The following is an 11,098-nucleotide window of genomic DNA, read 5'->3' as shown; positions in this document are numbered from 1 at the left end:
TGGACATCGTGCTGTCCCTTCCTGACTCTTTGCCAGGGCGGGGCGCGCGCCGTCGCGCCGGATGCCGTTGCGGGGTGGGGTGCCGGGCTCGCGGACGGGGCCGTCCACGGTCCGTCCGGACCATCCGTCGAGGGCGTACCGCGCCGTCGGGACACCTCGACGAAACATGTTCGCGTTGGCGGCGACATTAACGCTTCTCGATCCGCTTGTCTATGGCTTCTGCCCCGACGGCGCGAACTTCCGCTCATCCTGATGAAAGTCAGGCCCGGTCGGCCGCGTACCGGATGCCGCCGAGCAGGTGCGCCCGGAAGTCCGGCTCCGCGTACGACTCCCGGGTGTGGCCGCCACCGGTGTAGAAGGACCGCCCGCCCGCGTACTCCCGGTACCAGGCGTGCGGGTGGTCACCACCCATCCCCGCCCCGCTGTACGACGACTCGTCCAGGCTGGCCAGCACGTGCGCGGTGGCCCGGGCGTTGGTGCGATAGTCGTACCACTCGTCGGTGCGGACCCAGGTCGGGCCGAGGTGCGCGGTGGCCGGGTGGTCCCGGTCCTCCACCCGGATGGTGGCCCGCTGCACCTCCGGGTGCCGGGCGAACCGGGCGCCGACCAGCTCGCCGTAGAACGGCCAGTCGTACTCGGTGTCGGCCGCCGCGTGCACCCCGACGAACCCGCCGCCGCCGGAGACGTACGCCTCGAACGCCGCCCGCTGGGCCGGGTCGAGCACGTTGCCGCTGGTGTTGAGGAAGACCACCGCCGCGTACCGGCCCAGGTCGCCGGTGAACGCGGCGGCGTCCTCGGTGGACGTCACCGCGAAGCCGTGCGCCGCGCCCAGCTCCCGGATCGCCTGGATCCCCGCCGGGATCGAGTCGTGCCGGTAGCCGGCCGTCTTCGAGAAGACCAGCACCTGGTAACCGCCGTCGCCGGACCCGCCCGGGCCGGGGGTGGCCGCCGGCTCCGGGCGGTCCGGCCCGGTGCAGGCGGCCGCGGCGAGCACCACCGTGGCCGTGCCGAGCAGGGTACGGAGGAATCTCATGATCTGGTCAACTCCTGACTGCCACCGGTCACGCCGTACGGTCCACCGCCTGCGCGGCCAGCGCCGCCAGAGCGGCCCGCGCCGGCTCCGCCACCGGCAGGCGGTCCAGCGCCGCCTGGGCGGCGTCGGCGCGGACCCGGATCATCTGCTCGATCTGCTCCCGCGCCCCGGTCCCCTCGATTATCTTCCGCAGCTCGGCGGCGCCCTCGGCGTCCAGCTCGGCGTTGCCGAACAACTCCCGCAACCGGGCCGCCTGGGCCCGGTCGGCGGCGTCCCGGGCCAGCGCCATCATCACCGTCGGCTTGCCCTCCCGCAGGTCGTCCAGGATGGACTTGCCGGTCACCGCCGGATCGCCGAAGACCCCGAGCACGTCGTCGCGAAGCTGGAACGCGTCACCCAGCGGATCGCCGAACTCGACCAGGGCGTCCAACAGGGACGGGTCCGCCCCGGCCAGCGCCGCCCCGATCTGCATCGGCCGGGTCACCGTGTACCGGGCGGCCTTCATCCGGATCACCGTCAGCGCGCTGGCCACCGAGCCGTCGCCCACCCCGGAGACCAGGTCGAGGTACTCCCCCGCGATCACCTCCGTGCGCATCAGCGCGAACCAGGCGTACCCCCGGTGCACGTCGTCGGTGCTCAGGCCGCAGTCGTGGAACATCTGGTCCGACCAGGCGGCGCAGAGATCCCCGCAGAGCAGGGCGGTGTTGCGCCCGTACGCCTCCGGGTCGCCGCGCCAGGACGAGCGGGCGTGCAGGTCGGCGAAGATCCGGTGCACCGAGGGCTCCCCCCGGCGGCGGTCGCTGCCGTCGAGGATGTCGTCGTGGATCAGCGCGAAGGCGTGGAACAGCTCCAGCGCCGCCGAGGCCACCACGATCGGGGTCTCGTCCCGGCCACCGGCGGCCCGCCAGCCCCAGTAGCAGAACAGCGGGCGCAGCCGCTTGCCGCCGGCCAGCACGAAGCGGTACAGCGCGGTGAACACGCCCCGGGGCGCGCCGTCCGGCCAGTCCGGGCCCTGCCGGTCGAGGAACGCGGCGAGTTCCGCGTCGAACCGGGCCCGCAGCCGGGCGGCGTCCGCCGGGGCGACGGTCACCGTCACCGCGCGCCCGTCGGCAGTCCGGACAGCTCCAGCAGCAGCGCCTTGACCTCGGTCGCCGCCACCCGCTCCCGGGCCGCGGACGGGTCGGAGCAGAGCAGCACCGGACCGTCCGCCGGGTCGGCCGGCAGCCGCCCGTGCGAGCCGCGTACCGCCCGGGCGCCGGCGTCCAGCCCGATCGCGCTCATCAGGTAGCGCATGCCGAGCTTCTTGCGGGCCAGCGCCACCGCCGCCCGGCGCTTCGCCGCACCGGGAGCGGCCGGGTCGAAGAACAGCTCCGCCGGGTCGTAGCCCGGTTTGCGGTGGATCTCGACCAGCCGGGCGAAGTCGGGGGCCCGCGCGTCGTCCAGCCAGTAGTAGTAGGTGAACCAGGCGTCCGGCTCGGCCACCAGCACCAGGTCGCCGGCCCGGTCGTGGTCCAGCCCGTACCGGGCCTTGCCGTCGGCGTCGAGCACCTCGGCCACCCCGGGCAGGGCGGCGCAGAGCTTCGCCACCGCCGGCAGGTCCGCCGGGTCCTTCACGTACACGTGGGCGACCTGGTGGTCGGCGACGGCGAACGCCCGCGACGTCCACGGGTCGAGGTATTCCATGCCCTGCTGGGTGTGCACCCGCAGCAGCCCCTCGGCGCGCAGCAGCCGGTTGACGTCCACCGGCCGGGAGACCTCGGTGATGCCGTACTCGGAGAGCACCAGCACCGTCGCGTCCCGGGCCCGCGCGGCGTCCAGCAGCGGCCCGAGCACCCCGTCCAGCTCGGCCGCGGCGGCGGCCGCCTGCGGCGCGGACGGGCCGAAGCGTTGCAGGTCGTAGTCCAGGTGCGGGAGGTAGACCAGGGTCAGGTCCGGGGACTTGTCGGCCATGATCTGCTCGGCCGCCCGGGCGATCCACCGCGACGAGGTGATCCCCGCGCCCGGCCCCCAGTAGGTGAACAGCGGGAAGGTGCCGAGCTTGCCGGTCAGCTCGTCGTGCAGCTCCGGCGGGTCGGTGTAGCAGTCCGGGTCCTTGCGCCCGTCGGCGTGGTAGACCGGGCGCGGGGTGACCGTCCAGTCGACGTCGGCGCCCATCGCGTACCACCAGCAGACGTTCGCCACCGTGTAGTCCGGCCGGTGCCGGCGGGCGGCCTGCCACACCTTCTCCCCGCCCATCAGCGCGTGGTGCTGCCGCCACAGCAGCACCTCGCCGAGGTCGCGGAAGTACCAGCCGTTGCCGACGATGCCGTGCCCGCTGGGCGGCTCGCCGGTGAGGAAGGTGGCCTGCGCCGAGCAGGTGACCGCCGGCAGCACGGTGCCCAGCTCGGCGGTGAAACCGCCGTCGGCGACCGCGCGCAGCCGGGGCATGTGGGCCAGCAGCCGGGGGGTCAGCCCGACCACGTTCAGCACCACCAGTGGGCGGCTCATCGGTGTACCCCCGATCCGGTCGGCACGGCGGCGGTCGTCGGCGTCAGGCCGACGGCGACCAGCTCGTCGCGGGCGAAGGCCAGCTCGGCGGCGATGCCGGCGGCCAGGTCGGCGTCGGTGCGCGGCCGCCGCTCGGCGGGCAGCACCCCCCAGGTGTACGTCTCGACGTCCAGGTGGTCGCAGCCGGCGGCGGGGCCGGCGAAGAGCCCGGTCAGGGCCGCCCGCAGCACCGGCACGGTCGAGGTCAGCGGTGGTTCGGGTGGGGCGTGCAACGGCACGTGGTAGTGCACCCGCCAGGCCCCGGGCAGCCGCGCGGCCAGCGCCGCGTCCAGGTCGTCGGCGGCGTACGCCGGGTCGGCCGGGTCGGCGGCGCCGGCGCACCCGGCGGCGCGGGTCTGGTGCAGGAAGCGGGGCTCCACCCAGCGGTGCAGCGCGCCCCGGGCGGCGGCCGGGTCGGCTGCCTCGACGGCGGCCGAGACCTGCACCTTGACCACCGGCAGCCCGGCGTCGCGCAGCCGGGCCAGCGCCGCCGCCGGCTCCTCCCAGGCGCAGGCGAGGTGGGCCAGGTCGAGGCAGATGCCCAACCGGCTCACGTCCACCCCGGACAACAGGGTGGCGGCCTGCGCGGTGGACTCCACCACGCAGCCCGGCTCCGGTTCGAAGCCGACCCGGACGGTGCGGCCGGTCTCCCGCTCCACCGTGGCCAGTCCGTCGGCGAGCTGGTCCAGCCGGTGCCGCGCCGCGTCGGCGCGGGCCGGGTCCCACGGGTCCCGCCAGGCCAGCGGCAGGGTGGAGACCGAGCCGCGGGCCGCGTCGTCGGGCAGCAGGTCGGCCAGCACCCGGGCCAGGTGCAGGGTGTACGCCAGCCGGTCCGGGGTGGTCCAGTCCGGGTGGTAGACGTCGCCCTTGACCACCGGCGCCTGGAACGCCGCGTACGGGAAGCCGTTGAGGGTGACCACCTCCAGGCCGCGCACGGTCAGCTCGTGGCGCAGCCGGCGGGTCAGCGCCGGGTCGGCGGCCAGCTCGGCGGCGACCGGGGCGGCCAGCCAGAGGCCGAGCCCGAGCAGGTCGGCGCCGAGGTGCTCGCGCACCGGCCGGGCGTACGTGTCGAGCTGGGCGAGCACGCCGGCCAGGTCCTCGGCCGGGTGGACGTTCGTGCAGTAGCCAAGATGGACGGTGCTGCCGTCGGCGTGCCGGAGCCGCATCACTCACCCCCGCGCAGGATCGAGTTGCCGGCGAAGGTGGCCGGATGGTCCACCCCGGTCAGGTCCAGCCGCCCGGACTGGCCGTAGAACTCCACCGGGTTGCGCCACAGCACCCGGTCGACGTCGTCGTCGGTGAACCCGGCGAGCAGCATCGCCTCCCCGGTGGCCCGGGTGAGCAGCGGGTCGGAGTGCCCCCAGTCGGCGGCCGAGTTGACCAGCATCCGCTCGGTGCCGTACGTCTTGAGCAGCTCCACCATCCGGGGCGGGGACATCTTGGTCTCCGGATAGATGGAGAAGCCGAGCCAGCAGCCGGTGTCCCGGACCAGCTTCACGGTCACCTCGTTGAGGTGGTCGAGCACCACCCGGCCTGGTTCGATGCCGGACTCGGCGACCACGGCGAGGCTGCGCTCGACCCCGCGCGCCTTGTCCCGGTGCGGGCTGTGCACCAGCGCCGGCAGGTCGTGCGCGACGGCGAGGGCGAGCTGCGCGGCGAACGCCTCGTCCTCCTCCGGGGTCATCGAGTCGTAGCCGATCTCGCCGACCGCGACCACGCCGTCCTTGTCCAGGTAGCGGGGCAGCAGGTCGAGCACCGGCCGGCAGCGCGGGTCGTTGGCCTCCTTCGGGTTCAGCGCGATGGTGGCGTGGTGCCGCACGTCGAACTGCCCGGCGCGGAACGGCTCCCAGCCGATCAGCGAGTCGAAGTAGTCGGTGAAGCTCGCCGGGCTGGTCCGCGGCTGGCCGAGCCAGAACGCCGGTTCCACCACCGCGCGCACCCCGGCCGCGGCCATCCGCTGGTAGTCGTCGGTGGTCCGGGACGTCATGTGGATGTGCGGGTCGAAGATGCGCATCAGGCCTCCCTGGGGCTGAGCTGGTCCGGTGCGGTGGCCCGGCCGGTCGGCGCGGCCGGGACGCCGAGCCGGTCGAGCAGTGCGGTGGCGTCGGCGGGCATGGCGCGGCCGGCGGCGGCCCGTTCGGCGGCCAGCCCGGCGAGCATGACGGCCAGTTCGCCGTCGGCCCGTTCGTCGAGGTCGGCGACCGCCGCGAGGGGCACGCCCATGAAGACGCACTTGAGCACCCCCTGCCGCCAGGCGGCCTGGTCCAGGTGCTGGGCGTAGGGGCCGAGGGCGGCGGCGACCAGCCGGGTGTCGTTGGTGCGCAGCGCGTCGAGCAGCAGCGGCACGCCGGCCGGGCCGACCGGCAGCAGCGGCAGCGCGCGCAGCACGGCCCGCTTCTCGGCGGCGTCGCCGGCGGAGTAGAGCGCGGTGACGGTCGCCGCGTGCTCGGCGCGCAGGGCGGTCAGCAGCAGCACCCGGGCCGCCTCGTCGGCGGTCCAGCCCGGCGGGTCGGGCAGCGGGCCGCGACCGCACCGCCGGCCGGCGGCGGCGAAGAACCGCGGGATCTCGCCGGGGTCGGCCGCGACGCGGCGCAGCGCCGTGTCCAGCCACTCCTGATCGGGTACGCCGTCCAGCGCGGCGCGCAGTCGGTCCGGTGTCATGCCGTCTCCCCTCTGAGCCGGGTGGCTGGTGGCCAGGCCGCCGGGTGTGGTCAGTCGCCGCCTTTGCTCTGCTTCCCCCCGGGCGACAGTGCGGGCCCGGAAGTGTCGCCTCCGTTGGAGCAGAGCAAAGCGGCCGGGTCGGGTGTCTGCGGTGCGACCGGCGCACGGTCGTCCGGGCGCGCCGACGCCGAGCGGGCGGCGGCGCGCAGGAAGTCCAGCGACGCCGCGGCGACGGCCGGGGCGGCGTGCGAGTGGCGGGGCAGTTCCACGGCGACCAGCCCCCGGTAACCGACCTCGGCCAGCGCCGCCAGCACCGGCGGGAAGTCGATCTCACCGGTGCCGAACTCCAGGTGCTCGTGCACACCCCGGCGCATGTCGTCGATCTGCACGTTGACCAGGTGTGCGCCGACCTGGCGTACGCAGTCGGGCACCGGCGCGGGCTCCAGGCACCGGCAGTGTCCGATGTCGAGGGTGAGCCCGAAGGCGGAGGGTTCGCCGAGGGCGGCGCGCAGCCGGCGCCAGTCGGCGATGTCGGCCACCAGCATCCCCGGCTCCGGCTCGAAGCCGAGCGGCACGCCGGCCGCCGTGGCCGCCGCGCAGACCGTGTCGCAGCCGGTGACCAGGCGGTCCCAGGCCCGCTCCGGCGGTACGCCGTCGGGGCGTACGCCGGACCAGAAGGAGACCGCCTCGGCGCCCAGGTCCGCCCCGACCGCCACCGCCCGGCGCAGGAACTCGATCCGGCGGGCCGGCTCGTCGTGCAGCAGGGTCGGCGCGTGCTTGTGCCACGGGTCGAGCAGGTAGCGGGCCCCGGTCTCGATCACCACGGCCAGGCCGAGGGCGTCCAGCCGGCGGCGTACGGCGGCCACCCGGGCGGCCAGCCCCGGCGCGAACGGGTCGAGGTGGTCGTGGTCCAGGGTGAGCGCGACGCCCCGGTAGCCGAGGTCGGCCAGCACCGCGAGGGCGTCGTCGAGCCGGTGGTTGGCGAAGCCGTTGGTGCCGTACCCGAGGCGCAGCTCCGTCGGGTCCAGCGGGGTCGGGGCGGTCATGTCGGGGACACCAGACGGGCCAGCCGGCGGCCCAGCGGGGCGGCCGCCGCGACCGCCAGCCCGAGCACCCGCGCCCCGGCCCGGGCGGTCAGCGCGCCCTGCAACGCGGGCAGGCCGGTGATCCCGGCGCCGACGGCGGCCCGGACGGCGCCCGGGGACGGGTCGGTGAGCACCCGCGTCTGGGCGCCGCCGTAGCGGGTGGCGTACCCGGCGGCCAGCGCCGCCGGCACCACGGCCGGCCGCGGGCCGACCGCGGCGGCGGCGACCAGGGCCGTGCCGGCCAGGGTTGCCCGCGGCAACCGTCGGTCCGCCCCGGTCACCTCCCGGCGGGACAGCTCGGTGACGGTCCAGGTGTGCGCGGCCACGGTGAGCGCCGCCGGCACCGCCCGGACCAGCCGGCCGGCGGTCGCGCCGAGCAGCACGTCCAGCCCGCGGCAGGCGGCCATCACCACCGGGCCGGCCGCGGTGTTCTTGGCGGCCAGGTCGTATCCCCAGACGGTGGCGGCCAGCGGCACCGCGACGGCGGCCGCCCGACGGCCACCCGCGGCGGCGGCCAGCGCCACCCCGGCGACGGTGAGACCGGCGGCGACGCCGAACGCCTCGCTCGGGCTGATCCGGCCGCTCGGGATCGGCCGCTCCGGCCGCTCGACCGCGTCCAGCCGCCGGTCGGCCCAGTCGTTGGCGGCCATCCCGCCCCAGTAGAGCAGCACCGAGGCGCCGGCCAGGACGGGCGTACGGCGGCCCAGCGTGCCCGCGGCGGCGGCCCCGGCCACCACGTCCCCGGGCACCGACAGCCCGGCCGGCGCGCGGACCAGCTCCACGAGGTCAGCCACGCGGCCCATCGGCACCTCCCGCGTGCAGCCGGTGGGCGAAGTCCCGCAGCCGGGCCCACTGCTCGGCCAGCGAGTGGGTGGGCGCGCCCAGCGGGTCCTTGAAGAAGAACGCCAGCTCGGGCAGGGGTCCACTGTGGCCGGCGGCGTGCGCGGCGGCGGTGAGCCGGGCCAGGTCCAGCACCAGCGGCGCGGCCAACGCCGAGTCGCAGCCGTGCCAGGTGAACTCCATCCGCATCCGGGTGCCGAGGAACCCGGCGAAGGTGACCAGGTCCCAGGCGGTCTTGAAGTCGCCGAGGTCCTCGACGTACTCGATCCGGGTGTGTCCCTGCGGGACGTAGCCCAGCGTCTCGCCGAGCACCCGCTGCTTGCTCTCCACCTTGGCCGCGTTGGCGGCCGGCTCGGCCAGGGTGGCGCCGTCGCCACCGCCGAGCAGGTTCACCCCGGACCAGGAGCGCACGGCCAGGTTGCGCATCGCGAACATCGGCGCGAGCACCGACTTGACCAGGGTCTCCCCGGTCTTGCCGTCGTGCCCCGCGTAGGGCAGGGCGTGCCGCGCGGCGAGCTGCGCCAGCGCGGGCAGCCGGGCCCCGGTCGACGGGGTGAAGTCGACGTAGGCCGCGCCGGCGGTGAACGCCGCGTAGGCGGCCAGCGAGCTGGCCGGCAGCACCTCGTCCGGCCCGGCCAGCGCGGCCCGCAGCGCGTCGAGGTCGGCGTGGGCCGGGTGCGGCGCGGCGACCGGCTCGGTGGCCGAGACGTTCACCACCACCAGCCGCTCCAGCGCGTGCCGCTCCCGGAAGGCGGTCAGCTCCCGGACCAGGGTGTCGGCCCGGTCGGCCTGGCTCCCGCCGGTCGGGGCGGGCCGCAGGTCGTCCTCCACCGCGGCCAGCCGGTCGGTCAGCGCGGCGACCAGCCGCGCCGGCACCACCTGCGCGTCGGCCAGCGACTCGGCCCGCTTCGTCAGCGGCGTGCACACCAGGTCGTGCCCGCCGAAGACCAGGTCGGCGAAGGCCGGCAGGGCGGGGCCCCGCAGCTCGGGCAGCTCGGTGACGCAACCGGTCGGGTCGGCCAGGCCGGCCCGCAGGGCGAGCGCCCCGACGATGCTGGTGGTCGCGACCGAGCCGCGCGCTCCCACCAGCCAGACACCCGTACGCATGATGCTCCTTCCCGGTGCCCGTCGTGGCCGGCGGTGCTCGCCGGCCGACGGTGCGGACCAGCCGTGGTCGACGCGGGATGGCCCCGCTCGCCCCCGCCCGTGGTGGGCGGCCCGACGCCGATGTCGGCGGCACCGGCCCGGGCGTTCCGGGCGGCCGGGGGCGGGCGGGGCCGACAGGCAGGGTCGGTCGGCGTCCGGCCCTGCCTCCCCCGCGTCGGTCCTGTCCGGTCGTCCGCTGCGGCCGGGGAATCCCGGTCCGGCCGCACCGGACGACCGTCCTGCTTCGTGCGCCACCGGGCACGTCGGCGCCGGTCGCACGCCCTCCGGGTCCGGCCTCGTCCCGGCCGCGGGGCGCAACCGCGGCCGGCCCTCGCCGGTCGAACCCGGGGAGCCGTCGGGCGACGGTGAAGGGTGGCCACCGTCGCGAACTGGGCGGCGCGGCGGGTGCCGCGACCGCGGGTCGGGATGCCGGCGGACCGGCACCGGGCTTCGGTGGTACCGGCGGGGGTGCCGGCACCCGGGGGTGGGTGGTGCCGGCGGGGGTGCCGGCACCGGGGGGTCGGTGGTGCCGGCGGAGGCCCGCACCGGGGGGTCGGTGGCGGCGCCGGCGGGTGCCGGCGCCGCCGTGGCTCAGGCGGCCACCGGGGCGAGCTCGGGGTCCACCACGGTCCAGCTGGAGCCCTGCTCCGCCGAGCGGGCCACCGCGTCCAGCACCAGCTGGACCTGAAGCGCGTCCTCGAAGGACGGCTGCGGGTCCGCGCCGGTGGCGACCGCCTCGACGAAGTCGCGCATCTGGTGGGTGAAGGAGTGCTCGTAGCCGATGATGTGGCCCGGCGGCCACCACGCCGACAGGTACGGGTGCTCGGGCTCGGTCACCAGGATCCGGGTGAAGCCCTGCTCCGTGGCGGACTGGGTGCCGTCCAGGAACTCCAGCTCGTTCAGCCGTTCCAGGTCGAACACCACGCTGCCCAGCGAACCGTTGATCTCCACCCGGAGCGCGTTCTTGCGGCCGGTGGCGAACCGGGTCGCCTCGTACGTGGCCAGCGCGCCGCCGTCGAGCCGGGCGACGAAGACCGCCGCGTCGTCGACGGTGACCGCACCGGTGGCCGGGCCGTGCCCGTCGGCGGAGCCGTGCCCGTCGACGTGCGCGGCCAGGCCGCTGGAGCCGCCCGGCAGCGGCCGTTCCTTGACGAAGGTCTCGGTGATCGCGCTGACCCCGGTGATCCGCTGGCCGGTGACGTACTGGGTGAAATCGATGATGTGCGCACCGATGTCACCCAGCGCGCCGGAGCCCGCCTTGTCCTTCTGCAACCGCCACACCAGCGGGAACTGCGGATCCACGATCCAGTCCTGCAGGTACGTCGCGCGGACGTGCCGGATCTGTCCGAGCCGGCCGGCGGCGACCAACTGCCGCATCATGGTCACCGCGGGCACCCGGCGGTAGTTGAACCCGCACATCGAACGCACCCCGGCGCCCCGGGCGGTGGCCGCCGCGGCGGCCATCGCCCGAGCCTCGTCGACCGTGTTGGCCAGCGGCTTCTCGCAGAGCACGTGCTTTCCCGCGGCCAGCGCGGCGAGCGCGATCTCGGCGTGGCTGTCCCCCGGTGTGCAGATGTCGACGACGTCGATCTCGTCGGACGTCACCAGCTTCCGCCAGTCGGTGGTCCAGCCGTCCCAGCCGAGCCGGTCGGCGGCCTCGGCCACCTTCTGCGGATCCCGGCCGCAGATCGACGACATCCGGACCCGCGCCGGCAGGTCGTACACCCGGTTCACGGTGCGCCACGCCTGCGAGTGCGCGGCACCCATGAACGCGTAGCCGACCATGCCGACCCGCAGTTGTCTGTTG

The 11,098-nt window shown here is 75.8% G+C and carries 9 protein-coding genes and 1 pseudogene; all 10 read right to left on the bottom strand.

Features of this window, described 5'->3' with window-relative positions; genetic code table 11:
• Positions 1–265 precede the first annotated feature (265 nt).
• A pseudogene (locus tag K7640_RS29095) lies at positions 266–1,033 on the bottom strand (ThuA domain-containing protein); the annotation flags it as partial.
• A 28-nt stretch (positions 1,034–1,061) separates the two neighbouring features.
• Entirely contained in the window at positions 1,062–2,129 is a 1,068-nt protein-coding gene (locus K7640_RS29090; RefSeq protein WP_222958145.1) for a polyprenyl synthetase family protein, read from the bottom strand.
• Complete coding sequence (locus tag K7640_RS29085) at positions 2,126–3,520, bottom strand: alkaline phosphatase family protein (protein WP_222958144.1); 1,395 nt, start codon at positions 3,518–3,520, stop codon at positions 2,126–2,128. Before K7640_RS29085 ends, K7640_RS29090 begins: the two co-directional genes overlap by 4 nt.
• Positions 3,517–4,725 (bottom strand): metabolite traffic protein EboE, encoded by a 1,209-nt coding sequence (gene eboE, locus K7640_RS29080; RefSeq protein ID WP_222958143.1) that lies wholly within the window; start codon positions 4,723–4,725, stop codon positions 3,517–3,519. The genes K7640_RS29085 and eboE overlap by 4 nt, the downstream gene beginning before the upstream one ends.
• The gene (locus tag K7640_RS29075; RefSeq protein WP_222958142.1) at positions 4,725–5,573 is read right to left on the bottom strand and encodes a TatD family hydrolase; all 849 of its coding nucleotides are present in this window, start codon (positions 5,571–5,573) and stop codon (positions 4,725–4,727) included. Before K7640_RS29075 ends, eboE begins: the two co-directional genes overlap by 1 nt.
• A complete protein-coding gene (locus K7640_RS29070) occupies positions 5,573–6,220 on the bottom strand; it encodes an EboA domain-containing protein (protein ID WP_222958141.1) in 648 nt (215 codons plus the stop codon). The genes K7640_RS29075 and K7640_RS29070 overlap by 1 nt, the downstream gene beginning before the upstream one ends.
• 50 nt (positions 6,221–6,270) lie before the next feature.
• On the bottom strand, positions 6,271–7,266 hold the full coding sequence (locus tag K7640_RS29065; RefSeq protein WP_222958140.1) for a sugar phosphate isomerase/epimerase: 996 nt from the start codon (positions 7,264–7,266) through the stop codon (positions 6,271–6,273).
• A complete protein-coding gene (locus K7640_RS29060; RefSeq protein WP_222958139.1) occupies positions 7,263–8,108 on the bottom strand; it encodes an SCO3242 family prenyltransferase in 846 nt (281 codons plus the stop codon). Before K7640_RS29060 ends, K7640_RS29065 begins: the two co-directional genes overlap by 4 nt.
• Complete coding sequence (locus K7640_RS29055; RefSeq protein WP_222958138.1) at positions 8,092–9,252, bottom strand: inositol-3-phosphate synthase; 1,161 nt, start codon at positions 9,250–9,252, stop codon at positions 8,092–8,094. Before K7640_RS29055 ends, K7640_RS29060 begins: the two co-directional genes overlap by 17 nt.
• Positions 9,253–9,882: 630 nt before the next feature.
• Entirely contained in the window at positions 9,883–11,076 is a 1,194-nt protein-coding gene (locus K7640_RS29050) for a Gfo/Idh/MocA family protein (protein ID WP_374198139.1), read from the bottom strand.
• Positions 11,077–11,098 lie beyond the last annotated feature (22 nt).

It is taken from the genome of Micromonospora sp. PLK6-60 (assembly GCF_019890675.1).
Classification (GTDB): Bacteria; Actinomycetota; Actinomycetes; order Mycobacteriales; family Micromonosporaceae; genus Micromonospora.
This window is presented reverse-complemented; position numbering and strand designations above follow the sequence as displayed.